The sequence below is a fragment of the Phreatobacter sp. GW821-FHT04C01 genome (assembly GCF_059420385.1).
Map to the genome: position 1 here is coordinate 244456 of NZ_JBWKTP010000005.1, position 25932 is coordinate 270387.

Consider the following 25932-nt stretch of genomic DNA (forward strand, 5'->3'; position numbering starts at 1 on the left):
CGGCACGAAAGCCGGCCGCCGCCCGACCTCACAGGTTCGCGTAGCTCGCGCTGGCACGCTTGGCGATGATATCGCCGAGCGTGCCGTAGACCGGCCCCGCCAGGCGCCCGACCGGCCTCAGCAGCTGCGTGTCGATCTTGCCATTGGTGCAGAGACCGTCGCGGACATGGAACAGCTTGACCTCGCCGACCAGGAATTCCGAGCCGCTGCGCCCGAATGAAACGGCGCGGTCGAACACGCATTCCAGCGCGATCGGCGCGCCGCTGAGACGCGGCACCGCGACCACGTCGCTCGGCTCGGTCGCCAGGCCGAGGGCTTCCGCCTCACTGACGTCGCTCGGATAATCTTCGGCCGACATGTGCATGGGATCGACGAGGTTCTCGTCGACGACATGCACGACATATTCGCCGCGCTCATGGATGTTGCGCGCGGTATCCTTGCGGATGCCGCCGCGCAGCCCGGCATTGAAGCCCACCATTGGCGGATCCGCCGAGACGAAGGTGAAGCAGCTGAACGGCGCAAGATTCACCAGTCCCGCCGCCGACAGCGTGGCGACCCAGGCGATGGGCCGCGGCACCACGACGCCGGTGAGCAGGCGATAGGCGGTCGCGCCGTTGAGGCTATCTGCGCTGATCTTCATGAGCTCTCCCGCCCCCGATCTCAAATGTTCCTAATATAGGAACATCGTTCCGATTAATGCTAGTGGCGCGCGTCGTCCGGCGCAAGGTCGTATTTCGCGCGGGACAGGCGGGCCGCCGATCGGGCGAAGGCCTCAGCGGCCGCCGAGGCAGCGGGAGATGCGCTCGGAGGCGTCCAGGGCCGTGGCGATGATATGGTCCATCTCGCGCTCCTTGAGCAGAGCCTTGGGTTTGCTGATGCTCATGGCGGCGACCACCTTCTGGGAGAAGTCGCGGATCGGCGCGCCCACCGAGACGACGCCGCGAAACGCTTCGTCGTCGGAGATGGCATAGCCCCGCTGCCGGACGACCGAGACCTCCTCGATCAGCATGGAGGGGTCCTTGGTCATCGACGCGCTGAACTTCTTGTCGAAATAGAACGACAGCTTCTGGCGAATTTCCTCGTCCGGCAATTCGGCGAGCAGGATCTTGCCCATGGCGGTCGCGTGCAGCGGCGCCTCGGCCCCCGGGGCGACGCGAATGGCCAATGGTCCGTTGTCCTGCATCGCGATCAGATAGATGACGCTCGATCCGCGCATCACCCCCAGAAAGGCGTTGAGGTCGCTTTGCTCGACGATCTTGCGCAGCACCGGCGGCGCGCAGGTTTCGATCTTGGCCGACCGGATGAACGCCTTGCCGACCTCGAAGGCCTGGGCGCCGATCCGGTATTTGCCGTTCTCGGCATTGCGTTCGAGGAACCGCTGATCGACCAGCGAGGTGATGAGGCGGTGCATGACCGTCGTGCTCATCTCCATGTCCCGCGCCAATTCGCGCACGCCGACCTCGCCGCCCTGCTGCGCAACGTGGGTCAGCACGCGCAGCCCCTTGGTGAGCAGCTGGCTGCTCGACGTCTTGGCCCGCTCCGTCTCGCCCCGCCCTGTCTCGTCGTTCACCGTTTCAACTCCCTCAGGCCAATCGCCGGCCGGTCGGCCCGCTGCAGGACAGGCAACCCTGCCGTGAGATCGAGGCCTCGCCTTCGCATTTTTCAGCGACGCGCAGCAAGACGCTCACTTTTTATGCTCGCCCCAAAAAGACATTGCATGCGTCGGACAAACCTGCCTATCCTTGCATTATTAGGAACGTCGTTCCTGATATAGGAACATTCAAGAAAATGCAAGGGACCAGGCGATGAAGGTCATCCTCTTTCATGAAGCCATTTGCCCGCCGGACACATCCTGGGCGGCGCGCATGACGGAAGTCGTCGACGAGGCAGTGCTCGCCGAAGAGAACGGATTTGACGGCTACGCGTCGTCGGAGCAGCACTTCGCCAATGGCGAGGCGATCATTTCAGCACCCGAGATCCTGCTCGCCTATGTCGCCGCCCGTACGAAGCGGATGCGCCTGCGCATCGCATCGGTGAACCTGCTCCCCTACAACCATCCGATCCGCGTGCTGGAGCAGATCGCCACGCTGGACCTGCTCTCCAACGGCCGGGCCGAACTCGGCGCCGCCCGGTCGAACAACCCCTATACGCTCGACGGTTTCGGCGTGGATCCCTCGCTCACGCGCGAGTATCGCGACGAACATCTGGCGATCATCGGCAAGGGCCTGACCCAGGAACGGCTGGCCCATGACAGCCAGCTCTACACGATCCCGCCACGCAAGATCTCGCCCTGGAAACCGGGGCGTCGGGTGATCCCGACGCACCTCTCCGCCACCAGCAAGGACTCGCATCGCGAGGCGGGCGAAATGGGCGTCGGCGTCATGTCCGGGCTCAGCATTCTCGGCTGGGACTACGTCCAGGACTGCATCGACGCCTATAATGACGGGGCGAAGGTCGCCAGGCCCGTCGCCGGCACGATCACCAAGCGGCAGGCGCTCTTCTCGGTCGGCGTCAATTGCCACGCCGACCGCGCCCAGGCACGCGCCGCGACGGAAGAAAACACGCTGCGCTTCATCGAGGTCATCATGGACTGGATGACCAAGCTGGCGAAGCGATCGGCCGACTACCAGGCCATGGCCCGGATCGAGGAGATCAGGGGCAACATGCGCAATCTCGACTATCTCATCGATTCGGCGCCCTATGTGATGGCCGGCACGCCCGATGACCTGATCGCCGGCGCACGCCGCCTGCACGCCATGGGCATCGACGACCTGCTGTGGCGCATCGACGGCATGGGTCATGAGGCCAACAAGCGCGCCATCGAGATGATCGGCAAGCACGTGCTGCCGGAACTGCATTCCTGGCCCGAGCACGAAGGCTCGACCGTGACACCGACGGACGTACCGGCGGCAAAGGCCGCCTGACCGTCGCGGCATCGTCCGCCGCCCGGACGCTGGCGCCGCGCGGACCGCCATGTCCATGGACCATCAAGCCGGGGGCCTCGCCCCCCGGCCGATAAATCAGAGGGGAACAGACATGATCAAACTCCGACCCGCCCGCGCGGTCGCCGCGGCGATCGCGGCGCTGGGCGCTCTTCTGGCGGCGCCCGCCGAGGCAAAGGACCGTTTCGTCTTCGCCTGGCCGTCCGCCATCAACTCAGGCGTGGCGCCGCTCACCTTCGCGCGCAAGCTCGGCTATTTCGACGCAGAGAACCTCGACACCGAGATCCAGGTGCTCAGTGGATCCGGCGTCATCATCCCGCAGCTGATGTCGGGAACGGTCCAGGCGGCCTATGCCAGCCTGGAGCCGATCGTGATCTCCCGGCAACCGGGCAAGCCGAACTTCCCCCTGCGCTTCGTCTACAATTACCTGCCGCGCTCGGTCTGGGAATTCGCCGTGCCGCGCGACAGCCCGATCCGGAGTCTCGCCGACATGAAGGGCAAGACGCTCGGCGTCTTCGCGCTCAGCTCGGGCAATCTCTACATGGTACGCGCCATGCTGCAGGCGGCCGGCGTCAACTGGAGCGACGTCAAGCTCCAGTCCGTCGGCACCGGCGTCGCCGCCTTCGAGGCGCTGCGCTCCGGCCAGATCCAGGTGCTCAATTTGTTCGACACGGCGCATGTGCGCCTGGAGCAATCAGGCACCGCCATCCGGCGCCTGCCGGTTCCGCCGCAGTTCCAGGAACTGTCGAGCCACGGCATCCTGGTAACCGATGCCCTGCTCGGATCGAAACCGGACCTGCTCGCCCGTTTCGGCCGCGCGCTCGCCAAGGGCAATATCGCCTGCAACGCCAATCTGGCCGCCTGTATCAACTCCTACTGGGAGGCCTATCCGGCACTGCGTCCGAGCTCCGGCGTGGAAGCCGACAATCGCCGGCGCGAGATCGAAGTGCTCGAACACCGGATGCGCAATCTGCTCCACGTCCGCGAGGGCCAGGCCGGCCAGTACGGCCGCTTCGCCGACGAGGACTGGACGACCCTGGTGGAAGCCCTGCGCGCCGGCGGCGAGGTGACCCGGACCGACGTGCCGCTCGACGCCTATTTCACCAATCGGCTGGTTCCCGAGTTCAACCGTTTCGACGTCGAACAGGTCATTCGCGAAGCGAGGGCGGCGCCATGAGTCTCTCCCTGGTGAAGGGCGCACGGGCGCCGGTGGCCGAGGACGGCGCACCGCAGCTCGACATCCGCGCGATGTCGGTCGTCTATCATACCCGTCGCGGCAACCTGAGGGCCCTCGACAGCCTCGACATGACCATCCGGGACGGCGAGTTCGTCGCGGTGCTCGGCCCCTCCGGCTGCGGCAAGTCGACCATCCTGAAGATCGTCGCCGGCCTCCTCAAGCCATCGTCGGGTGAGGTGCTGCTGAACGGCCGGCCGGTCGACGGTCCCCAGCCGGATGTCGGCATCGTGTTCCAGCAGCCGACCTTGCTGCCGTGGAAGACGGTGCTGGACAATGTCCTGGTGCCGATCCGGGCGCTGCGCAAGCCGGTGGGAGACTATCGCGACGAGGCCATGGCCCTGCTCAGGCTCGCCGGGCTCGAGCAGTTCGCCGGTCATTATCCGAATGAACTGTCGGGCGGCATGCAGCAACGCGTCGGCATCTGCCGCGGCCTGATCCACGACCCGCGCATCCTGCTGATGGACGAACCCTTCTCGGCGCTCGACGCCATGACGCGCGAGCGCATGGCGGCGGAGCTTCAATCGATCTGGATGGCCAAGAAGAAGGCGGTTCTGTTCATCACCCATTCGATCCAGGAGGCGGTCCTGCTCGCCGACCGGATCGTCGTGCTGTCGGAGCGTCCCGGACGGGTGGTCGAGGTTCTCGACGTCGACCTGCCGCGCCCGCGCCGGGCGCAGGTGGTGACCGATCCGCGCTTCGCCCAGCTGTCAGCCCATCTGCGCGCCTATTTCCGCCTGGATGCCCAGGCCGGCTAACCCGATCGGGAGACCATCCCATGTCCGAAACACTGAAGAACTGGCTCTATCCGATCGTGACGCTCGTCGCCTTCGTGACGCTGTGGGACGCCAGCGTCCGCTGGCTCGGCGTGCCGTCCTATCTCGTGCCGCTGCCCGGCTCGGTCGCCCAGGCGTTCTGGACGGTCTACGGCAACGGCTCGATCCTGCCGCACCTTGCCGCCACCGCCACGGAGACGGTGCTCGGCTTCGCCATCGGCAGCTCCGTCGCGCTCGCCGTCGGCATCGTCGTGGCCGAATCCCGTACCGTCGAACGGTTCGTCTATCCCTATGTCGTGGCGTTGCAATCCATGCCCAAGGTGGCGCTCGCGCCACTGCTGATCGTCTGGTTCGGCTTCGGCCTGATGTCGAAGGTGGTGCTGGTCGCGCTGATCTGCTTCTTCCCGATGTTCGTCAACGTGGTGACGGGCCTCAGGGCGGCGCGCCCGGAGCTCGTCGATCTCTACCGCGCCTTCTCGGCGGCGCGCTGGCAGATCCTCTGGGACGTCAAGATTCCCTCGGCGGCCGGCGCGATCTTTGCAGGCCTTCAGGTGGCGCTTGTGCTTGCCCTGCTCGGCGCAGTGGTCGGCGAATTCGTGGCATCGCAGCAGGGCCTGGGCAGTCTCATCCAGGCCTCGTCGCTGAGCTTCGACGTGCCGGTGATGTTCGTCTGCATCATCACGCTCGCCCTGATGGGCCTCCTCGCCAGCAGCGCCGTTCGCTTCGCCCAGCGCCGCATCGTGTTCTGGGAAGGCGGCGGCCGGACCGGCGGCACCACCATCGACGAGCGCGGGTGAGGTCATGCGCGCGATCCCGCCCCCGACGCCTGCCAACACGCTCAACGTGGTCGCCGTCTCCGGCAGCCCGTCGGCGGATTCCTCGACCGCTCTGCTGGCCGAACATGTCCTGGCCCGCCTGCCCGCCGCCGTCGGCAACCGGCTGCATGTCCGGATCAGGGAGCTCGACCCCCTGGCGGTTCTCTCCGGCAATGCCGCCGAGCCGCGCATCGCCGCGGCGGTGGCGGCGATCGACCGGGCCGACGGCGTGATTTTCGCGACGCCGGTGTTCAAGGCTGCCTATTCCGGCCTGCTGAAAGCCTTTCTGGACCTGCTTCCGCAATTCGGCCTGGCCGGCAAGGCGATCCTGCCGGTCGCCACCGGCGGCAGCCTCGCCCATGTTCTGGCCCTCGACTACGCCTTGCGGCCGGTGCTGCAATCCATGGGCGCCCGGCACATCGTGCAAAGCCACTTCGTCGCGGGGCCACAGATGCACCGGACGACATCGGGCATCGAACTGGTACCGGAAGCCGAGGCGCCGCTGCGCGAGGCCATCTTCCACTTCGGCCTATCGGTCCAGGACTATCGCCACGCCCCCTTGCTCGGACATCCGCGCCCCGCCCGCGTCGCCTGAGGCGGCAGCCCGGATCCACACGCCTTCCCATCCCGGCCCGCGCGGCCGACAGGAGAGTCACATGCCGATCGATCCCCTCGCCGTCTGGGCTTCCATGCCGCTCAAGACCTGGCCCGAACGCTACTGGTTCGTCCATGTCCCCGGCGACAGGAGCGACCTGATCCTGGCGGTGCTGAATTCCACCAGCAGCGCCTATTGCTGCATCAACCAGGACCAGGGCGGCTTCTCGCTGGTCGTCGACGAGCACCGCTGGACCAGCGTCTTCGCCGATGCCGGGCCGCTCGAGAAATACGGCCCGCTCAAGGTGGTCTCGACCGACGGCGACCTGCCCTACGACGTCACCGGCTTCATCAAGGCCGCGCTCGTGCCGATCAATGGTGCGGGCTACAAGGCGGCGCCGCAATGCGGCGTGAAGTTCGACCATTTCCTGGTGCCTGAAGCCGACATCGCCAGGGTTCAGGGCCTGTTCGCCGATTTCATCGCCTCGGCCCGCGCCGCCGCCGTTCCGGCGTGACCGCCGTGCCCCGTCATCACGATGTCCCGTCCGGGTGAACTTCCCATGCAGATCCAGGCCCATCTCCTGATCGGCGGCCGTTGGCGCGCCGCCGGCGACAACGGCACTATCGATGTCGTCAATCCGGCGACCGGCACGCCGGTCGGAACTGTCGCCCGCGCCACCGCGGCCGATATCGACGAGGCGGCGGAAACCGCCGAACGCGGCTTCCGGCTGTGGCGCGACGTCTCGGCCTATGACCGATCGGCCATGATGCGGCGGGCCGCCGGCCTGCTGCGCGACCGCATCGAGCCCATCGCGCGTATCCTGACCCTGGAACAGGGCAAGCCGCTCGCCGAGGCCCGGCTGGAAATCCTCGGCGCCGCCGACATGATCGACTGGCTGGCGGAGGAAGGCCGGCGGGCCTATGGGCGCGTGGTTCCCGGCCGCTCCACCACCATCCAGCAGACCATCGTCAGGGAACCCGTCGGTCCGGTCGCGGCCTTCGCGCCGTGGAATTTTCCGGTCGCCCAGATCGCCCGGAAGCTCGGTTCGGCGCTGGCGACCGGCTGCTCGATCGTGGTCAAGGCGCCGGAGGAAACCCCGGCGTCACCTGCCGCGCTGATCCAGGCCTTCCTGGATGCCGGCGTGCCGCCTGACGTCATCGGGCTGATCTATGGCATCCCGCCGCAGATCTCGGAACGGCTGATCGCCCATCCGGCGATCCGCAAGGTCACCTTCACCGGCTCGACCGCGGTCGGCCGGACCGTGGCCGCGCTTGCCGGCAGCCACATGAAACGGGCCACCATGGAGCTCGGCGGCCATGGCCCGGCGATCGTCTGCGCGGATGCCGACATCGCGCTCGCCAGCAAGCTGCTGGCTGCCGCCAAATTCCGCAATGCCGGCCAGGTCTGCGTCTCGCCGACCCGCCTGATCCTTCACGAGGACATCCACGATGCCTTTCTCGAATGCTTCATGCGGCACTCCAGCGCCATCGTCGTAGGGGACGGCTTCGACCCCGGCGTCACGATGGGGCCGCTCGCCCATGCAAGACGCCTCGACGCCATGGAACGCCTGGTGGCGGACGCCCGGGCAAGAGGCGCTCGCGTGAGGCAAGGCGGCCAGCGGATCGGCAAGGACGGGTGCTTCTTCGCGCCGACGATCCTGACCGATCTGCCGGCCGAGGCGGCGGCGATGAACGAGGAACCGTTCGGACCGCTTGCCCTGGTGACCCGCTTCCGGGATATGGACGAGGCCATCGCCGAAGCCAATCGCCTGCCCTATGGCCTGGCAGCCTATGGATTCACCGGTTCGGCGCGCCACGCCGCCCGCATGTCGCGCGAGGTCGCCTGCGGTAATCTCGCGATCAATCACATGACCATCGCGCAGCCGGAAGTTCCCTTTGGCGGGGTCAAGGATTCCGGTTTCGGTTCCGAAGGCGGAAGCGAAGCGATCGACGCCTATCTGTCGACCAAACTGGTGACCCAGAGCCACCCCTGACGCTGTCGGGCGGGACGGCCGGGACCGACGCGGCGACCCTCACCGTCCCTGCCCTGCGGCTCAGGCGCCATCATAGGCCTTCTTCAAGCCGGCGATGTCGAGCTTGACCATGCCGAGCATGGCCTGCATCACCCGGCCGGCCTTGGCCCGGTCGGGATCGCCGAGCAATTGGCTGAGCACGGTCGGCACGATCTGCCAAGCGACGCCGTAGCGATCCCTGAGCCAGCCGCACTGCTCGACCTGGCCGCCGGCCGACAGGCCGTCCCAGAGACGATCGACCTCGGCCTGGTCGGCACAGTCGATCTTCAGCGAGATGGCATGGGTATATTCCATCGGCGTGCCGCCGTTGAGCGCCATGAAGCTCTGGCCGCCGAGAACGAAATCGACCACCAGAACCGTACCGTCCCTGCCGCCCGGGCTGTCGCCGATATTCCTCTGGACGTGCTTGATGCGCGAGTCCGGGATGATCGAGACGTAGAAATTCGCCGCCTCTTCGGCCTCCTTGGCGAACCACAGGCAAGGTGCGATCTTCGACATGGCCATTCCTCTCGTGACAGGTTGCAGGCGGTCCGGGCCGCCGCGGCGGCCCGGATCCGGGTTGGCGGAATGGGATCAGGCGGCGGTCTGGCCCTCCGCATTCACGGCCGCGGGATCCATCCACATCACCTCCCAGATATGGCCGTCGGGGTCTTCGAAGCTGCGGCCATACATGAAACCGTAATCCTGGGTCGGGCCGTGATCGATCGCGCCGCCCGCGGCACCCGCCTTGGCCAGCACCTCGTCGACCGCCTGCCGGCTGTCGGCGGAGAGGCAGATCAGCACCTGGCTCGAGCTCTTGGCGTCGGCGATCGGCCTGGAGGTAAACTGGCGGAACTTGTCGTGGGTCAGCAGCATGGCGAAAATGGTTTCGGAAAAAACCATGCAGGACGCCGTGTCGTCGGAAAATTGCGGGTTCTTCGCGGCGCCGATGGCCTCGTAGAAGGCGGTTGCGCGCTTCAGGTCGGTGACCGGCAGATTGACGAAAATCATCTTGGGCATGAGCGGGTCCTTTCGATTGGCTCGTTGCTAGAACGAACGACGAGACACCGGTTCGACATGGCTGCCGAAAAAAAATCGACCGGCGGCCCGATGACGGCGTGACCGCGCGGCCCGCCCCCCCGAGGCCCTTGCCCCGCAGCCATTGCGGGTATATACCCGCTCCATGGCTGGTGACTGTTACTGCATCCTGCTCAGAACGGCTGCGCGCAAGACCTCGGCGATCTACGACGAGGCGCTGGCTTCGCTCGACATCAATATCGCGCAGTTCAGCATGCTCCGGCGGATCGCAAGGGCAGCGCCGGTATCCCTGACTGAGCTCGGCCGGCTCACCGAACTCGACCGCTCGACGGTGGGCCGCAATGCCAAGGTGCTGGAACGCCTGAACCTGGTGCGGACGGTTCCGGCGCGCGACCAGCGGGAGGCGACGCTGGAGCTGACCGATCACGGCAAACAGGTTCTCGAACAGGGAGCGCCGCTCTGGGACCAGGCCCAGGCCAAGATCGAATCCATGCTGGGCTCGGACGCGGCGAAACACCTGCGAACGCTCATCCAGGCCATCTGATTTGCCGACCTTATACGGGTATATACCCGTAAATATACTCACCCCGGCGCGGATCGCCGGGATCATCGAAAGGCTTCGCCGTGACGGATTCGACCAAGACTTCGACACTGTCTTCCCGCCTCGCCGCCGGCCTCCAGCGCCGCGACATTCACTATGGCTGGGTGGTCATCGCCGCGACCTTCCTCACCATGCTGGCAACCGCGGGCGCGCTCGGCTCGGCCGGCGTGATGATCGAACCGCTGCAGCGTGAATTCGGCTGGCAGAATGCCGATGTCTCCTTCGCCCTGGCGGTTCGCCTCGTGCTGTTCGGACTGATGGGGCCGTTCGCCGCGGCCTTCATGAACCGCTTCGGCATTCGCAACGTGGTGGTCACGGCGCTCGCCTTCATCTCGGCCGGGCTGCTCGGCTCCTTGTTCATGACCGAGATCTGGCAATTGGTTCTGCTCTGGGGCGTGGTCACCGGCCTCGGCACCGGCATGACCGCGCTGGTGCTGGGCGCGAGCGTCGCGACCCGCTGGTTCTCGGCGCGCCGGGGCCTGGTGGTCGGCATGCTGACGGCGAGCACCGCGACCGGCCAGCTGGTGTTCCTGCCCCTGCTCGCCACGCTGACGAGCCAGATCGGCTGGCGCGCGGCCCTCGTCTTCGTGCTGGTCATGCTGATGCTGGCGTTCACCGCCGTGTTCTTCCTGATGCGCGACTATCCGGCCGATGTCGGCCTGCCGCGTTACGGCGAGACCGCCACGACCGAGATTCCGGCTCGCCAGCATGGCCTCGCCACCCTCATGCTGTCGCCGCTGATCGCGCTGCGTGACGCCGCGCGCACCTATACGTTCTGGGTCCTGTTCGCCACCTTCTTCATTTGCGGGCTCAGCACCAACGGCCTGATCCAGACCCATTGGATCACGCTGTGCGGTGATTTCGGCGTAGCGCCGGTCGGCGCCGCCGGCATGCTGGCGGTCATCGGCGTGTTCGACTTCGTCGGAACCATCCTCGCCGGCTGGCTGTCGGACCGCTACGACAATCGCTGGCTGCTGTTCTGGTTCTACGGCCTGCGCGGCCTGTCGCTGATCTACCTGCCGTTCACGGATTTCACCCTTTACGGCCTGTCGATCTTCGCCGTGTTCTACGGCCTCGACTGGGTGGCCACCGTGCCGCCAACGGTCAAGCTCGCCGCCGAGCGCTTCGGGCCGGAACGGGCGACGCTGGTGTTCGGCTGGGTCTTCGCCGGCCATCAGTTGGGCGCGGCGACCGCGGCCTTCGGCGCCGGCGCGACGCGCACCGAATTCGCCACCTACCTGCCGGCGCTTTATGTCGCCGGCGCCTTCTGCCTGGTCGCGGCCATGCTGGTCATGTCGCTGACCCACCAGGCCAAGCCGGACCCCGTGCCCGCGCCGGCAACCTGATTCACGACAACACGCTCCCAGGAAAGGCCCGAACAATGCCGCTCGTCCGTATCGAACTGATCAAAGGCAAGAGCCCGGACTTCCGCAAGACGGTTGGTGATGTCGTTTATGACGCCATGCGCCAGACCCTGAACGTGCCCGAAAACGACCGTTTCCAGCTCGTAACCGAGCACGAGCCGGACCATTTCATTGCCGATGACAGCTATCTCGACATCCAGCGCTCCGCCGACCTGATCATCCTCCAGGTGACGCTCAATGAGGGCCGCACGGTCGAGATGAAAAAGGCCTTCTACGCGGCGGTCGCCAACGGCCTGCACGACAAGCTGAAGCTTCGCCGCGAGGACGTGTTCATCAGCCTCGTCGAAGTCCGGAAGGAGAACTGGTCGTTCGGCAATGGTATCGCGCAATACGCGCCGGCTTGACGGCCCGCCGGCCGCCGGTCGCGCTGACCGGCCGTCGGCTTCTCGAGCCGTTTTGCCTTCACGCGGTTTTGGCCTTCAGCGCCTTGAGCCGTTTCCACGCCGGCGCCAGCCCGTAGCCGACGACCGGGATGAGCAGCGCGCCGAGGATGAGCCCGACCAGGCCCGACCCGGCCGCCGTGACCAGCCATTCGGCGATGCCGATGAAGGCGGCGGGCAGGACGAGCGAGACGGCGACCGCGGCGTCGTGAATGAGATGGCCGAGTTGCGGCAGACCATAGCTTTCCAGGCCATGGACGACGATGCCGCCGCCGACCCAGATCATCGCGGCGGTGCCGACGACGCCGAGAATGCCGACGAAGACCGGCATGCCCTTGACCAGCGCGCGTCCGAACCCGCGCAACAGCCCGCCGAACACCGATCTCGCCTGGCTCCTGGCCAGCGCCAGGCCGATATCGTCGGCCTTCACGATCAGGGCGACCGCACCATAGACGGCCACGGTGATGCCGATGCCGACCGTGGCCAAGACGGCCGCCTGGGTCCAGAAGCCGCTGCCGGGCACGGCGGCGAGCGTGATCGCCATGATTTCGGCGGAGAGGATGAAGTCGGTCTTGATGGCGCCGCCGACTTTCTCGTCCTCGGCATTGGCCGCGTTCAGCGTCACCGTTCCGATCTCGGCCTCGTGCTGTCCGGCATGATGGGGCAACAGCGCCTCGAAGACCTTTTCGGCGCCCTCGTAGCAAAGATAGGCGCCGCCGAGCATCAGGAGCGGCGTAATCGCCCAGGGCGCGAAGAAGGCGAGGCCGAGCGCCGCCGGCAACAGGATGACCAGCTTGTTGCGCAGCGAGCCGGCAGCGATCTTGCCGATGACCGGCAGCTCCCGCTCCGCGGAAAAGCCGGTGACATAGCGCGGCGTGACGGCGGCATCGTCGATCACCACGCCAGCCGCCTTGACCCCGGCCTTGGCGGCCTGGGCCGCGACATCGTCGAGGGAGGCGGCGGCCACCTTGGCGATGGCCGCGACATCGTCCAGCAGCGCGATCAGTCCGATGCTCACCCGTCGTCTCCGCGCTCGCCGGCCGCTCCGGATACGACCGGGCCGGAACTTACACGTCTGCCGCGGCGCAACACCAGAGCGGTGGGGCGCGGCAATTCGCGCTCCCAGGACCTAGAATGGCTTGACCACAACCAGCACGGCGATGACCACGACCGCCGCAAGCGTCAGCGGCGCGGACAGGCCGAGGACGGCCGGCGGCGGACCGCCGGTTTCGCCGGCCATTCGCCTGAGGGCACCGCCCTGCATGCCGTGCAGGGCAGTCAGCGCCGTCACGACCGCAAGCTTGACCAGGAACCAGGGTGACGAGAACCAGCCGGCCCAGACCGCCATGGCGAGGCCCAGGATCCAGGCCAGCGCCATGGCCGAGGTCGTGACCAGCCGGTCCCAGCGGCGCACCGCGGCGAGCAGGCCCGCATCGGAGGCCGCGTAGGGCGGCGGTTTGGCCGCGAGCAAAGTCAGTGCCAGGGCATTGATCAGCATGCCGCCGGTCCAGGTGACGATGGCCGCGACGTGAAAGGCTTTCAGCCAGAAATAACCCATCGAGGTCCCCGGTCAGGCGGGCAAGGCAAGGGCCGCCTGTTTCCGCCTCAGGTCGCGTTCGTTCCAGAAGGCGCCGAAGGGAACGAAGGCGACGACGAGCAGGCGGATCACCTCGCGCCTCGGCCAATGGCCGCCGGTGACGGTCTGGATCAGCATCCAGACGTAGAGGACGAAGGCGAAACCGTGGATCGGCCCCATGATGGAGGTCGCCAGCGAATAGCCGGCGAGGCGCTTCAGCGGCACGGCGATGAAGATCAGGGCAATCAGCGTGGTGCCCTCGAGCAGCGAAACCAGCCGCATGCACCGGAGTTGGTCACGCTCCGCGGCGTGCGCGAGATCCTGCTTTGCCGGTATCATCAGACATCCCTCAGCAGTTTTTCGATGGCTGCGAGCCTGCCCTTCATATCGGCGAGATCGGCCTGAAGGGTGGTGAGCGCGGCGGCATTGGCGACCTCGGCCATGGCGGCCTTCTCGGCGAGGACACGGTAACCGCCCTCCCCGGCGAGCCGCAGGCGATCGCTTCGCATCGACGACAGGTATTTCATGCCGAAGATGAGGAGGATGGTGCCGAGCACCAGGATGGTCGGAAGCAGGAAGGTATTCGCCGGAGGGCCCATGCCGATCGCCTTTCTCAGTCGGACTTCGCCTGGTCGACGGTCAGCGACGAGACCGCCTCGGCGACGGCCTCGGGCGTCAGCGCCAGGCTGAAATCCGCGACCTCGAAATAGTTCAGAGCCTTGCCGTCACGTGACAACTCGAGCCGGCTGCTGACCAGGCCCGCTTCCTGCAATCGGTGCAGATGCAGGTGCAGCAGCGGCCGGCTGATGCCGACCTCGCGCGCCAGCCGGCTGACATAGTTGCGCCCGTTCGCGCTGAGCGAGGCAATGATGCGCAGCCGGTGTGGATTGGCGAGCGCCGCCAGCGCCGCCAGCATCTGGTCTCCTGTCGCCGAAACCGGGATATCGCAACTCCACCTTACATATGTCAGAATTTTCTGACGCATGGAAGAGAGGGTGTTAAGCGCCGAGACCGACCGCGACCGAAAGGCCGCAGTCCGCGTCGCCATTGCTGCGCCGCTCGGTCCGGCTGGTGCCGCCTGCCCCTATTTGCTCTTGACGAAAGCCGCGAAAGCCTCCGCGTGATCCGGGTGCCAGCGGGACAGCGGCGGGCGGTTCTCGACGATGTCGCCGGCCGCCCACAGGATGCGCCGCTCGTCGAGCGCGCGTGGCACGTCATTGTCGGGACAGAGAATGTAGAAGTCGCCGGCCTCGAGGCGGGCCAGCATGAAATCGACGGTTTCCTCCGGCGTCCAGGCGCCGGCCGGCTTTTCCGTGCGTCCCCTGGCGGTCAGGCCGGTATAGACGAAACCCGGGATCAGCAGATGAGCGCTGATCCGGCAGTCCATCGTGTTGCGCAACTCGTGCTGCAGCGCCTCGGTGAAAGCCTTCACGCCGGTCTTGGAGACATTGTAGGCGGGGTCGCCGGGCGGCGTGGTGATGCCCTGCTTGGATCCGGTATTGATGACGAGCCCGGGCCGGCCCCGCGCGATCATGCCCGGCGTGAAGATCTGGGTGCCGTGAATGACGCCCCAGAGATTGACGCCCAGGACATGCTCCCAGGTGGCGGCCGGCCCGAACAGGGCACTGCCCGGCTGAATGCCGGCATTGTTCATGAGAATGTCGGCGCCGCCGAAACGGCTCGCGACCGCCGCCTCCAGCCGGCGCAGATCGTCCGGCCGGCTGACATCGACCGTCATGGTCATCACGGCGGCCGCGCCGTCGGGGGCCGCGGAACCGATCAGGGCCGCAGCGCGGGCGAGCCGGTCCTCGCCGAGATCGGCGATGCAGACCTTCAGGCCGAGGCCCGCGAAACGCGTCGCCGCGGCAAGGCCGATGCCCCCGGCGCCGCCGGTGATGACGGCGACGGCCCCGGGAACGATGGCGGAATGGGACATGATGGCGTCTCCAGGCTCGGGGTGTCGGCCGCGGTCGCACCACGGCCAGGATGCTCCAACAGGTCGCATGAATGGCGCCGCGCCGCCACCAGTCCGGGGGTCACCGCCTATCCGGTGGCCTCCGGCCAAGTGGAGCCAGCGATGATCGATGGCCGACCCGACAGTCTTCGTAGCGTCCGGGCCACTCCCGTCCCGGCCATCCACGCCTTGCGCGGCTCAAGGACATTCGTGGGCGACCGGGACAAGCCCGGTCATGACGGAAAGGGCAACGCTGTCGCGTCGGCTTGCGACCTGATCGACGCACATTGCGTCACGGCCGTGCTTGGGACGGCCATCCACGTCTTGCGGAGCGCAAGGTCATGCGGCCGCACCGCCGGCTGCTGCGCGGCGTGATGTCGCAGGCGACGATCCAGCCCACCCGCGCGACGGCACGACCGTCGCCATTGCCGTCCCCTGCGCCGGAAATCCGCATCTTCCAGCATGTCTTGCCTCGTCCAGCCGCGCGTTTCCGCCTGGAACTCAAGCCCTCGGATCTCTTGCAGTTGCAATTCATTTGCAATAACTGTTGCGAACAATTCGCAACAAGAGCGCCGCAACATTTCCATGGCGAGGCAGGGCATTTCGATGGCTGGAGGCAGGATGAGCGACGCGTCGGCAACGGCGGCAGCGGGCCGGACATCGGCGAAGTGGTCATGGCCGCTTGGCCTGATGACCCTGGCCTTCGGCGTGGACGGTCCGGCGCTCGCGCAGGTCACCGAACTACCGGTCATCGTGGTCGAGGCGCCGCGCCGCGAGGACGGGCCGCAGGGCCCTTCCGAGGGCGAGTTGACCGTCATCGACCGCAGCTTCGCGCCGGTCTCGGTGGTGCGCGAAGGAGAGATCCGGCGCAATGGCGGGCGCACCATTGGCGACCTCCTGGGCAACCTGCCCGGCATCACCAATTCGGGTTTCGCACCGGGCTCGGCGAGCCGGCCGATCATTCGCGGCCTCGACGCCTTCCGGGTGCGCATTCAGGAAAACGGCGTCGGCACCCAGGATGTCTCCGATCTCGGCGAGGATCACGGCGTCACCGTCGATCCCTCGAACGCCCAGCGCGTCGACGTGGTGCGCGGTCCGGCGGTGCTGCGCTACGGCTCGCAGGCGATCGGCGGCGTGGTCAATGTCAGCAATGAACGCATTCCGACCGTGCTCGGCCCGGAGGGCATTTTCCCGGCGTTGCGCACGGCGCTGTCCTCGGTCGATCGCGGCGTCGATTCAGGCCTGAGCCTGTCCGCCCGCAAGGGCAATATCGCCTTTCACGGCGAGTTCAACCGGCGCACCGCGGAAGACTATGCGACGCCCGGCGGCGGCCGCCAGGCCAACAGCTATCTGCGGGCGCTGAACGGCTCGATCGGCGCCACCCTGTTCTTCGACGGCGGCTATTGGGGCGCCGCCATTGCCCATACCGATGCGACCTATGGCATCCCCGGCCGGTTCTCGGCGGCCGAGCGGGCGCGCATCGACCTCAGGCAGACACGCGTCACCTCCAAGGGCGAATATCGCCCCGAAAGCGGGCCCATCGACATCCTGCGCTTCTGGTTCGGCGCCTCGGTCTATGCCCATAACGAAGACTCCTTCGTGCCCGCTTCCGACCGCTTCGTCACCGCCCTGACCTTTCGAAACCAGGAGGCCGAAACGCGCGTCGAGGCGCAGATGCGGCCGCTGGAGACCGCGATCGGCCCGCTGACCATCACCACCGGCGTCTCGGCCAATTACCAGCTGGCCGGCGCCACCGGCAGTTCGCCGCCCTTGTTCGAGCCGGCGACCACCCAGACCGCGGCGAGCTATCTGTTCGGCGACCTGCAGGTGACGCCGACGACCCGCCTGCAGGCCTCCTCGCGCGTCGAATACACGGCGCTGCGCGGTATCGGCGGCATTTTCCCGGTCGATTATCTCGGCAGTTCCGGCCCGATCGTCGATGTCAGGATCGCCCGCTCCTTCCTGCCGTTCAGCGCCAGCATCGGCGTGCTGCAGGACCTGCCGTGGAATTTCGTCGGCAGCCTCACCGCCCAGTTCGTCGAACGGGCGCCACGCGTGCCCGAGCTGTTCTCGAAAGGCGCGCATGCCGCGCCGGGCACTTTCGACATCGGCAATCCGAACCTCAACAAGGAGCAGGCGCGCACCTTCGAGATCGGCCTGCGCCGGGCCGCCGGGCCGCTGCGCCTCGACATGTCGGCCTATTACACCAGCTTCAACGGCTTCATCTTCAAATCGCCCACCGGCCTCTATTGCGACGACACCTTCGCGAGCTGCGGCACCGGCACGGCCTATCGGCAAACCGTGTTCCGCCAGCGCGACGCGACTTTCTACGGCGCCGAATTCCGCGCCCAATATGACCTGGCCGCCATCGGCACGGGCATGCTCGGCGTCGAGGCGCAATATGATTTCGTCCGCGCGCGCTTTTCCGACGACAGCAACGTGCCGCGCATTCCGCCGCACCGGCTGGGCGGCGGCGTGTTCTGGCGCGACGGCGGCCTGTTTGCCCGGGTGAGCCTGCTGCACGCCTTCGCCCAGCGCCAGATCGCGGCCAACGAGACGCCGACCGCCGGCTACGACCTGCTCAATGCCGAGCTCAGCTACACCACCCGCCTTGCCGGCAACACTTTCGGCGTCAGCGAGCTGACCGCCGGCCTCGTCGGCACCAACCTGCTGGACGCCGAGATCCGCAACCACGTGTCGTTCAAGAAGGACGAGGTGGTGCAGCCCGGGCGCGGTGTCCGCGCCTTCGTCAATATTCGCTTCTGACGCGCGGGGGATTCGAAACGATGCATGCTGACCTCAACCCCCTTTCGCTGTTCTGGATGGCCGGCCCGGTGGTCAAGGCGGTCATGCTGATGCTGCTCGCCGCCTCGCTCTGGTGCTGGATCGTCGTCGCCGAATGCCTGTTCGCCATCCGACGGCTGCGCCAGGCCGTCGGCGCCGCGGAGACCGGTCGGTCGAGCCCGATCATCGAGGCGATTTTCGACGGCGGCGCCCGCGAAGCCGCGGTGCATTTCCCCGACGAGGCGGTGGGCGCGCGGCGCGAGCGGGTCGTCGGCGCCATGCGGCGGCGCGTGCAGGAAACCATCGAGGCGGCCCATGGCGGCCTCGCCAATCTCGCGGTCATCGCCTCGGTCGGGCCCTTCCTCGGGCTGTTCGGCACGGTTTGGGGCATCATGACGGCGTTTATCGGCATTGCCGGGTCGCAGGATACCAGCCTCGCGACCGTCGCGCCGGGCATCGCAGAGGCGCTGGCCGCGACCGCCATTGGCCTTGCCGCCGCCATTCCGGCGGCCTTCGGCTACAACCAGCTGGTGGCGATCTACGGCAAGCTCGGCAAGCGCCTGGTGCGTCTCGTCGAGGATGACGCCGCCCGTGTGCTGCGGCCCCGGCCTGACGGCGGCGCCGTCGCGGAGGGCATCCGCTGATGGCCTTCGGTTCCGAGCCGTCACCTGGCGACGAATTCGCCCCGCTCGCCGAGATCAACGTGACGCCGTTCATCGACGTCATGCTGGTGCTGCTGATCATCTTCATGGTGACGGCGCCGCTGCTGACGGCGGGCATGAAAGTGGAATTGCCGCAGGCGCGCGCGAGCCAGCCGCTCGAACCGGTCCAGCCCGTCGTGGTGACGGTCGGCCCCGACGGGCGCCTGCAGGTCGGCGACCGCGACGTCGCCCGCGACGGCCTGGTCGCGCTGGTGCGCGAAACGCTCGGCGCCGGCACCGCCGCCAACAGGCATATCCAGGTGCGTGGCGACACCAAGGCCGATTTCGGCGCCATTGTCGGCGTGCTCGACCTGCTCGCCAGCAACGGCCTGACCAGGATCGCGCTGGTCACCCAGCGTCCGGCCGGCCGGGCCGCGCCCGTCGCGGCGCAATAGGTATCCAGCGCATGACATCGCAAGGCATGCTTCACCCGGCCTGGCTGCGTCCGGTCCTCGTCGTGGGTGCGGTGGCCATTCATGCCGGACTGTTCTGGACGCTGAGCCCCAGGACGCGCCCGCAGGCCGGCGTCGCGCCGCCGATCATCGAAATGGTCCAGGCCGAAGCCGAGGCCGCGGCACCGGAACAACCCGTTGCCGCCGAGGCCGCGCCGCGCATCGAGCCGGCGCCGGCCATGGAAGAGACCGCGCTCGCCGAACCACCGCCGGTCGAGCCGGTTCAGGAGGAGCGCCAAGATCAGGCGGAATTGCCACCGGAATTGCCGCCCGCCCCGTCGCCCGAGCCAGCACAGCCGACACCGCCGCTCGTCGCCCAACCCGCGGCTCCGGCGATACCGGTGGCGCAGCCTCCGCCGGAACGGCCGCGCGATACCGAGGTCGAACGCCGTGCCGAGCAGCGGCGGATCGCGCGTGAGCGGGTGGCCGAAGCCCAGCGCCGCGAGCGTGAGGACCAACGCCGCCGCAAGCGGGACGAGGAGCGCCGGCAGGCCTTGGCCCGTCCGCCGCGCGAACTCTCGACCGGCGCCGCGCCCTCGGATGCCGGCCGGCCCGCCCAGGCCGGCGGCAATGTCTCGGCCGCCGCCTACGCCTCGCAGGTGCACCGCATCCTGCAATCCCGCACAACCGCGCTCGGCCTCAATGCGCGCGGCAATGTCAGCGTCAGTTTCGCCATCGATGCCTCCGGCCGCATGGCCGCCTCGGGCATCATCCGCTCGTCCGGCGACGACGGCGTCGACCATGCCATCCGCACCATGCTGGCCCGGTCGAGCTTCCCGGCGCCGCCCTCCGGGCGCTTCTCCGGTTCGGTGACGATCCGGATCCAGTAGCGCGGCCCGGACGACCCGGACCGCGCCCCTTCTCGCTCACGGCATGATCGGCGGGTGATAGGTGAAGGTCGCCATCAGGACGGCGGCCAGAACCATGACGATGGGGAAATGGACGACGAACTGCACCGAGGTATAGCCGATCAGGTCCTTCGACTTCAGCCCGAGAATGCCGAGCAGCGGCAGCATCCAGAACGGGTTGAGGAAATTCGGCAGCGTTTCGGCGATGTTGTAGACCATGACCGTCCAACCGAGATGCGCGCCGATCTCGTTGGCAGCCTTCATGATATAGGGCGCCTCGATGATCCACTTGCCGCCGGCTGACGGGATGAAGAAGCCGAGCACGGCGGAGTAGATGCCGACCAGGAACGAGAACACTGTCGAATTGGTCGAGAAGCCGACGAACCAGTGGGCAATGGTATCCGACAGGGTAACGCCATTGGCGTTCGGCACCTTGGTCAGGATCTGCGCGATACCGGCATAGAAGGGAAATTGCAGCAGCACGCCGGAGACGCTCGGCATGGCCTTGGCGAAGGATTCGATCAGGCTGCGCGGGCGCCAGTGCAAGAGGATGCCGAGGATCAGGAAGACGAAGTTATAGGTGTTGAGGCCGGACAAGGTGATCAGCGGATTGCCGGACTGGAAGGTCTGCCACAGCCAGCCGCAGGCGAGCAGAACGATCAGGATGGTCAGGATCGGGCTGAATTCGAGATAGTCGCCAGGCCGCGCCGCCTTCTTCACTTCGACCTTGTCGTTGTCGAGAGAGACGCCCAGGTCCTCGGCGGTCTTGGCGTCGGCCGGCGCCGGCGTGGTGAAATAGCAGATGGCGGCGGAGAGCAGCGTCACCGCGATCGTGGTCACCAGGTTCTGCCAGGTCAGGATCGTTTCGGAAAAGCCGATGACGCCGGTGATCGGCAGCAGGGATGCCGGAATGCTCGCGGCATTGGCCTGCAGCTGCGCGGCCGAGGAGGTGATGCCGAGCGTGAAGCCGCAGCCCAGCCCGAGATAGCCGGCGGCGCCCGCGGCGCGATAGTCGAGCCGGATATCCTTGCGCCGGGCGATCTCGCGCACCAGCAGCCCAGAGAAGATCAGGCTGACGCCCCAATTGACCAGCGACAGGAGAATGCTCAGCACACCGACGAAGACCACCGCGCCGCGACCGGTCTTCGGCACGGCCGCGAGCCGGCCGAGCAGCGCCGCCACCGGCGGCGACATCGCCACGACGTAACCGCCAATGGCGACCAGCGCCATCTGCATGGTGAAGGGGATGAGGTTCCAGAAGCCGTCGCCGAAAGCGCGGCTGACCGCCAGCGGCGAGCCGCCATGCAGGATGGTGCCGCCGGCGACCGCGATGACCGCGATCAGCACGAAGACATAGGCGTCCGGAAACCAGCGCTCGGCGAAGGCCACCATGTGCTGGGACAGCCGGGCGAGAATGTTGTCGCCGCCGCGTTTCTCGGGAGCGAAGGTGGGGGTCTGGATCGTATCGGTCATGGTTGTTCCCGCTATTGCCTTTGCTGGCTCTGGATGGTGTTTTTCGGTCCCGCTTAGAGCGCGAGTGTCAGTTCGGAGAGAGGCACCGCCTGACAGGTCAGGCAGTGGTCCTCGCCGCCGTCGAAGGCGCCGAGTTGCGCGACTTCGCCCTCGACGATGCGCATGACGCAGCTCTCGCATTGGCCGACGCGGCAGCCGCTCGGCAGCGACAGGCCGGCGGCCTGGGCGGCGTCGAGCAGCGTGCCGAGCTCGGGCGACCAGACGAAGCTCTCGCCCGTTCCGGCGAGATGCACGGTCCGGGGTTCGAGCGTCGTCGGCACGATTGGGGGCGTGGCGAAGGCCTCGGCGAAAATGTCGAAACGCGGCATGCCGCGGGCGATGAGCCCATCGATCATCGCGGCGACGAATTCGGATGAGCCGCAGAGATAGGCGAGCGGCCGTTCCGCCAGCATGGGTCCGACGGCATCGAGGTCGATGCGACCGGTGCGGTCATGGCCGCGATCCTGCGGCCTGGGCGCCGAATAGCTGGTGACGATGTCGAGTTCCGGCAGCAGCCGGCGCAAATCGTCGAGCCGGGCGGCGAAGGGATGCTCGCCGCCATGACGGCAGCCATAGAGCAACGATACCTTGGGCACGCGCCGTACCGGATTCCACTGCGCCAAAGCCTCGAGATGGCTGATGAAGGGCGTGATGCCGATGCCGGCCGCCAGGAAAATCAAGGGCCGGATGCCCCCGAGCGGTGGTGTGAAGACGCCGCCGGGCGGCTCGAGCAGGACCTCGTCGCCGATGTCGAGGGCGTGCAGATGATCAGGCATGTGAACGCGGCCATTCGACCCCGCAGCGGTCCGCGGGTCCCGCCGCACCGCGACCGAAAGCCAGTCCGGCCGGTCGCCGGCGCCGGTGAGCGAATAGGCCCGTGACAAATTGGTGCCCGGCAAGGACAAGACGACATGCTGTCCGGGGCGAAACGCCGGCAATGGCCGGCCATCGCGGGCGACCAACGCGAGCGCGACGACATTGTCGGCCTCCTGGCCGCGCTCAGCCACGACGAAGGCACGTTGGCCGCTCCAGCTCCCGAGGCTTGCCGCGTCGTCGCGCCTGATGTCGCAGATGCCGGCGCGCAGCGGTACCGAACCGCTGACCGGATCGCGTTGCCGGTCGCTCAGGATGGCGTTGACATTGGAAGTCTTCGGACCGGCCTCGGCGGTTCGCGTGCGGCCGAGCGGCGGGCAATCCTCCCACCAGCCGAATTCGGCAACCACCACCCGGTCGTCGAGCGCCGGGTTCAGGCGCACGCGCAGGCTCGCTTCACCACCCGGCGTCTCGACGATCGCCCAATCGCCCTGGACCAGCCCGGAGCGCGCGGCCAGGGCCGGGCTGATCTCAACGCCGGGATCCGGCGATTTCCGGCGCAACGAGGCGATGTGCCGGTGCGAGGAATGGACGAACCACCCGCTCTTGGCCGTGGTGATCACATAGGGAAAGCGCCGGTCGGGCGCGAGCGCGAGCGGACTGTCGGCCGGTTCGACATGGCCGGGGAGCGGCGCGTAGCCGTGGCCGAGCATGAGTTCTGAATAGAGCTCCACCCGGCGCGTCGGCGTGGCGAAGGCGGCGACCGTGCCGTCCGCCCGCGTCGCCGCATATTTGGCCACGCCGAAGGGCTGCGGAAAGCGCAAGCCTTCAGGGTGCTTGCGCAGCTCGTCGACGGTGACGCCCAGTGGTTCGAGCTGGTGGTTCCAACCGGCCTCGATATCGCCGCCGAAAAACAACTCGTCCATGCCGAGCCGCAGCGCCAGCGCCGCCGCGATCTCGTAGTCCGCCCGGCTCTCGCCCACCGGGGCGATCATGCGCGGGCGGAACTGGATGGTTTCGACCGCGGCTTGCGTGATCTCGAAGCCGATCTTCAGCGCGTCGCGCTCCCAGGGCATGTTGGCCGGCAGCACGATGTCGGCGCTTTCCGCCGTCGGATTCATGAACATGTCGATATGGACCTGGAACTCCAGGGCCCGCAGGGTGGCGCGGTTGCGTCCGGAATCGCCCTGCGACACCACGAAATTGGTGCCGAAGCCGACCAGCGCACGCACCCGATAGGGCTCGCCCTCGAGCACCGCGTGGCTGAAGTCGCGCGCGGTGATCCAGCCCTTGGCCGGCGGGCCGAGCGGCAAGGCTTCGAGGCCCAGGGCCTTGGCCTTCTGCGCCGGCGACAGGATATTGAGGTCGTTGAGCGCGCGGGTCGGCGGCGCGACCTGCCAGAGATTGCCGCCCGGCCGATCGCAGGCGCCGGTCAGCGCGTAGAGCGTCGCGATGGCGCGCTCCATGGCGGTGGCGTTGGTGTGCTGGCCGACACCGGTCCAGGAGTGATAGGCGAGCCGCGGCCGGCCGGCGAACACGGCGTTGAAGGCCTCGATATCGGCCCGGTCGAGCCAGGTCAGCGCCGCCACATGGTCGGGCGTATAGGCCTCGGCCTCGGCCGCCAGCAGGACGAACGCCGTAGCCGCAGCGATCGTCCGGCCGCCCACGCCTTGCAGGGTCGCACGGCCGTCGAGCCGGACCGCGTCGGCGCCCTGCAGGGCAAAGCGCGTGTCGTAAAACCGAGGCAGGCCGGCCGCATCGAGCACGACGAAATCATCCGGACTGCCGTCTTCCCGAAGATCGGCCGCGCGCAGGAACCGGCCGGTCGCCTGGTCGACCAGCAGCGGCGCATTGGTCCAGGCCCGGACGAAATCCGCATCATAGCCGCCGGTCGCGATCAGATGCCGGATGGCGCCCATGGCGAGCGCGCCATCGGCGCCCGGCCGGATGCGCAGCCAGAGATCGGCCTGCTGGCCGGATCCGTCGGGCTTGGGATCGACCACGACCACCTTGGCGCCGCGCCGACGGGCATCGACGACCCGCGTCGCCTGGGCAAGCCAGGTGCGCGCGGGATTGTGGCCCCAGAGCACGATGGCCTCGGCCTGCTCGTAATCGGGAAAGCCGATGCCACGCCCGAAGGTCAGCGCATGGGCATAGTCCTTGTGCCAGCCGCAAACCTCGACGGCATAGATCAGGTTCGGGCTGCCGAAGCCGCGAATGAAGCGCTCGACCCATTCGAAGCTGTCGACCATCGGCGTACCGCTGGGTGTGGTGACGGCGAAAGCCACGGCCTCGGCGCCGTGCTCGCGCCGGATCGTGCCGAGCCGCGTGGCGATCTCGTCGAGCGCCGCATCCCAGGAGATCTCGACCCAGCCGGCATCGGCGTCGCCGCGCGGCCGGGTGCGTTTCAGGGGTTTGGTCAGCCGGCGTGGACTGCCGGCGATTTCCGGCGCGGCGCGGCCCTTGGCGCAGAGCGCGCCGCCGGTCGGGTGGCCGGGTAAGGGCTCAACGCCGACCACCTTGCCCGCCTCGACGACGGTGACCGCGCCGCAGCGCGACCGACAGAGCGTGCAATAGCCGGGGAACCGCTCAGCCAAGACCTCGACCTCGATGGGTGCTTGAATTGCAATGATGCGTGACGCATTTAAGTAGCGCGTTACACATTTACGTCACGCGTTTCATGCTCCGTCAAGCGGCTTTGGCCTATGATGGTGAGAATCGGGCTTCGGCGTGCGCGCCGGCCGCAGAGCAGGATGAACCGCCAATGGATCAGAATCTGCGCCAGCAAGTGCTTCAGCAGGTGCGTGCCGAGATCATCTCGGGCCAGAGCCAGCCGGGCACGATGTATTCCGTGCCGAGCCTGGCCGCGAGCCTCGGCGTCTCGACCACGCCGGTGCGCGAGGCGCTGCTCGAGCTCAGCCGCAACGGCCTGGTCGAACCTATGCGCAATCGCGGCTTCAAGGTGGTCGAGCCGACGCTGCAGGACCTCAACAACCTCTTCGACATGCGCGAGGTGCTGGAGCTGCACGCCGCCGTCCTCGTTGCCCGGATGCCGCAGAAGGACCTGTCGAGCCTCGCGGGCTGGGCCGACGAGATCGCGCGCGCGGTGCGCGAGGAAGACGTCCGGCTCTATCTCGAGGCCGACCGCAGCTACCATCGCGACCTGGTGGCGGCCGCCGGCAACGACCTGCTGACCGAGACCGTCATGGGCCTGCGCGACAAGATGCGGCTCTATGGCATCGGCTCACGCGCCGGGCTTGAACGCCAGCACGCCTCGATTGCCGAACATTATCGCATCATCGAACTGGTCATGGCCGGCGACGAGGCGGCGGTCACCGCCCTGCTGCGCAGCCATGTCCGATCGTGGCAGCCGATCTTCATCGACGCGCTGATGAAATCGAAGGAGAGCCTGCGCGAACCGCTCGTGCTGGCGCAGGCTCGGGCCGGCTGAGGCAGAACAACCGGCGGCGCCGCCT

At 67.5% G+C, this 25932-nt stretch carries 27 protein-coding genes; 15 read left to right on the plus strand and 12 right to left on the minus strand.

The window, feature by feature from the left end:
• Positions 1 to 28 precede the first annotated feature (28 nt).
• Together AC07WJ_RS20485 and AC07WJ_RS20490 are read right to left on the minus strand one after the other, a co-directional pair.
• Positions 29 to 640 carry a flavin reductase family protein gene (locus AC07WJ_RS20485; RefSeq protein WP_494936487.1) on the minus strand — a complete coding sequence of 204 codons (612 nt, stop codon included), beginning with the start codon at positions 638 to 640 and terminating at the stop codon, positions 29 to 31.
• Between the two features lie 132 nt (positions 641 to 772).
• Positions 773 to 1570, minus strand: a complete 798-nt coding sequence (locus AC07WJ_RS20490) for an IclR family transcriptional regulator (protein WP_494936488.1) — start codon at positions 1568 to 1570, stop codon at positions 773 to 775.
• 235 nt (positions 1571 to 1805) lie between these two features.
• Here AC07WJ_RS20490 and AC07WJ_RS20495 point away from each other — a divergent pair, with 235 nt between their 5' ends.
• From AC07WJ_RS20495 to AC07WJ_RS20525, 7 genes are all read left to right on the plus strand, one after another.
• Complete coding sequence (locus AC07WJ_RS20495; RefSeq protein ID WP_494936489.1) at positions 1806 to 2924, plus strand: LLM class flavin-dependent oxidoreductase; 1119 nt, start codon at positions 1806 to 1808, stop codon at positions 2922 to 2924.
• A gap of 112 nt (positions 2925 to 3036) precedes the next feature.
• Positions 3037 to 4119, plus strand: a complete 1083-nt coding sequence (locus AC07WJ_RS20500) for an ABC transporter substrate-binding protein (RefSeq protein ID WP_494936490.1) — start codon at positions 3037 to 3039, stop codon at positions 4117 to 4119.
• Complete coding sequence (locus AC07WJ_RS20505; protein ID WP_494936491.1) at positions 4116 to 4934, plus strand: ABC transporter ATP-binding protein; 819 nt, start codon at positions 4116 to 4118, stop codon at positions 4932 to 4934. Before AC07WJ_RS20500 ends, AC07WJ_RS20505 begins: the two co-directional genes overlap by 4 nt.
• 20 nt (positions 4935 to 4954) lie before the next feature.
• Positions 4955 to 5749, plus strand: a complete 795-nt coding sequence (locus tag AC07WJ_RS20510; RefSeq protein ID WP_494936492.1) for an ABC transporter permease — start codon at positions 4955 to 4957, stop codon at positions 5747 to 5749.
• Between the two features lie 4 nt (positions 5750 to 5753).
• On the plus strand, positions 5754 to 6362 hold the full coding sequence (gene ssuE, locus AC07WJ_RS20515; protein WP_494936493.1) for an NADPH-dependent FMN reductase: 609 nt from the start codon (positions 5754 to 5756) through the stop codon (positions 6360 to 6362).
• 61 nt (positions 6363 to 6423) lie between these two features.
• The gene (locus AC07WJ_RS20520) at positions 6424 to 6876 is read left to right on the plus strand and encodes a hypothetical protein (RefSeq protein WP_494936494.1); all 453 of its coding nucleotides are present in this window, start codon (positions 6424 to 6426) and stop codon (positions 6874 to 6876) included.
• 45 nt (positions 6877 to 6921) lie between these two features.
• Positions 6922 to 8355 carry an NAD-dependent succinate-semialdehyde dehydrogenase gene (locus tag AC07WJ_RS20525; RefSeq protein WP_494936495.1) on the plus strand — a complete coding sequence of 478 codons (1434 nt, stop codon included), beginning with the start codon at positions 6922 to 6924 and terminating at the stop codon, positions 8353 to 8355.
• Positions 8356 to 8415: 60 nt separating this feature from the next.
• Here AC07WJ_RS20525 and AC07WJ_RS20530 read toward each other — a convergent pair whose 3' ends face one another.
• Both AC07WJ_RS20530 and AC07WJ_RS20535 read right to left on the minus strand, forming a co-directional pair.
• Entirely contained in the window at positions 8416 to 8892 is a 477-nt protein-coding gene (locus tag AC07WJ_RS20530; RefSeq protein ID WP_494936496.1) for a VOC family protein, read from the minus strand.
• A 75-nt stretch (positions 8893 to 8967) separates the two neighbouring features.
• A complete protein-coding gene (locus AC07WJ_RS20535) occupies positions 8968 to 9393 on the minus strand; it encodes a VOC family protein (RefSeq protein WP_494936497.1) in 426 nt (141 codons plus the stop codon).
• Between the two features lie 163 nt (positions 9394 to 9556).
• Here AC07WJ_RS20535 and AC07WJ_RS20540 point away from each other — a divergent pair, with 163 nt between their 5' ends.
• From AC07WJ_RS20540 to AC07WJ_RS20550, 3 genes are all read left to right on the plus strand, one after another.
• Positions 9557 to 9955 carry a MarR family winged helix-turn-helix transcriptional regulator gene (locus AC07WJ_RS20540; RefSeq protein ID WP_494936498.1) on the plus strand — a complete coding sequence of 133 codons (399 nt, stop codon included), beginning with the start codon at positions 9557 to 9559 and terminating at the stop codon, positions 9953 to 9955.
• A 107-nt stretch (positions 9956 to 10062) separates the two neighbouring features.
• Positions 10063 to 11358 carry an MFS transporter gene (locus AC07WJ_RS20545; RefSeq protein WP_494936825.1) on the plus strand — a complete coding sequence of 432 codons (1296 nt, stop codon included), beginning with the start codon at positions 10063 to 10065 and terminating at the stop codon, positions 11356 to 11358.
• A gap of 35 nt (positions 11359 to 11393) precedes the next feature.
• Positions 11394 to 11780, plus strand: coding sequence for a tautomerase family protein (locus AC07WJ_RS20550; protein ID WP_494936499.1), 387 nt, complete (start codon positions 11394 to 11396; stop codon positions 11778 to 11780).
• Between the two features lie 58 nt (positions 11781 to 11838).
• On the opposite strand, the gene AC07WJ_RS20555 is transcribed toward AC07WJ_RS20550, so the two are convergent.
• From AC07WJ_RS20555 to AC07WJ_RS20580, 6 genes are all read right to left on the minus strand, one after another.
• Positions 11839 to 12834: a DUF808 domain-containing protein gene (locus tag AC07WJ_RS20555; protein WP_494936500.1), complete on the minus strand. Its 996-nt coding sequence runs from the start codon at positions 12832 to 12834 to the stop codon at positions 11839 to 11841.
• Positions 12835 to 12945: 111 nt separating this feature from the next.
• Positions 12946 to 13374 (minus strand): CopD family protein, encoded by a 429-nt coding sequence (locus tag AC07WJ_RS20560; RefSeq protein ID WP_494936501.1) that lies wholly within the window; start codon positions 13372 to 13374, stop codon positions 12946 to 12948.
• Between the two features lie 12 nt (positions 13375 to 13386).
• On the minus strand, positions 13387 to 13674 hold the full coding sequence (locus tag AC07WJ_RS20565; protein ID WP_494936502.1) for a DUF3817 domain-containing protein: 288 nt from the start codon (positions 13672 to 13674) through the stop codon (positions 13387 to 13389).
• Between the two features lie 56 nt (positions 13675 to 13730).
• On the minus strand, positions 13731 to 13991 hold the full coding sequence (locus tag AC07WJ_RS20570) for a hypothetical protein (protein WP_494936503.1): 261 nt from the start codon (positions 13989 to 13991) through the stop codon (positions 13731 to 13733).
• 14 nt (positions 13992 to 14005) lie between these two features.
• Complete coding sequence (locus tag AC07WJ_RS20575) at positions 14006 to 14308, minus strand: ArsR/SmtB family transcription factor (protein ID WP_494936504.1); 303 nt, start codon at positions 14306 to 14308, stop codon at positions 14006 to 14008.
• 168 nt (positions 14309 to 14476) lie between these two features.
• A complete protein-coding gene (locus tag AC07WJ_RS20580) occupies positions 14477 to 15328 on the minus strand; it encodes an SDR family NAD(P)-dependent oxidoreductase (RefSeq protein WP_494936505.1) in 852 nt (283 codons plus the stop codon).
• Positions 15329 to 15967: 639 nt separating this feature from the next.
• On the opposite strand from AC07WJ_RS20580, the gene AC07WJ_RS20585 reads away from it, so the two are divergent.
• Genes AC07WJ_RS20585 through AC07WJ_RS20600 form a run of 4 tightly spaced genes read left to right on the plus strand, consistent with a single transcriptional unit; the run spans position 15968 to position 20113 of the window.
• On the plus strand, positions 15968 to 18112 hold the full coding sequence (locus AC07WJ_RS20585) for a TonB-dependent receptor (protein WP_494936506.1): 2145 nt from the start codon (positions 15968 to 15970) through the stop codon (positions 18110 to 18112).
• Between the two features lie 20 nt (positions 18113 to 18132).
• Positions 18133 to 18774 (plus strand): MotA/TolQ/ExbB proton channel family protein, encoded by a 642-nt coding sequence (locus tag AC07WJ_RS20590; protein ID WP_494936507.1) that lies wholly within the window; start codon positions 18133 to 18135, stop codon positions 18772 to 18774.
• Complete coding sequence (locus tag AC07WJ_RS20595; protein WP_494936508.1) at positions 18774 to 19226, plus strand: ExbD/TolR family protein; 453 nt, start codon at positions 18774 to 18776, stop codon at positions 19224 to 19226. Before AC07WJ_RS20590 ends, AC07WJ_RS20595 begins: the two co-directional genes overlap by 1 nt.
• Positions 19227 to 19237: 11 nt before the next feature.
• Positions 19238 to 20113, plus strand: a complete 876-nt coding sequence (locus AC07WJ_RS20600) for a TonB family protein (protein WP_494936509.1) — start codon at positions 19238 to 19240, stop codon at positions 20111 to 20113.
• A gap of 36 nt (positions 20114 to 20149) precedes the next feature.
• On the opposite strand, the gene AC07WJ_RS20605 is transcribed toward AC07WJ_RS20600, so the two are convergent.
• Together AC07WJ_RS20605 and AC07WJ_RS20610 are read right to left on the minus strand one after the other, a co-directional pair.
• On the minus strand, positions 20150 to 21604 hold the full coding sequence (locus AC07WJ_RS20605) for a short-chain fatty acid transporter (RefSeq protein WP_494936510.1): 1455 nt from the start codon (positions 21602 to 21604) through the stop codon (positions 20150 to 20152).
• 53 nt (positions 21605 to 21657) lie between these two features.
• Positions 21658 to 25053, minus strand: coding sequence for a molybdopterin-dependent oxidoreductase (locus tag AC07WJ_RS20610; RefSeq protein ID WP_494936511.1), 3396 nt, complete (start codon positions 25051 to 25053; stop codon positions 21658 to 21660).
• 167 nt (positions 25054 to 25220) lie between these two features.
• On the opposite strand from AC07WJ_RS20610, the gene AC07WJ_RS20615 reads away from it, so the two are divergent.
• Positions 25221 to 25907 (plus strand): GntR family transcriptional regulator, encoded by a 687-nt coding sequence (locus tag AC07WJ_RS20615; RefSeq protein ID WP_494936512.1) that lies wholly within the window; start codon positions 25221 to 25223, stop codon positions 25905 to 25907.
• The last annotated feature ends 25 nt before the right edge of the window (positions 25908 to 25932 follow it).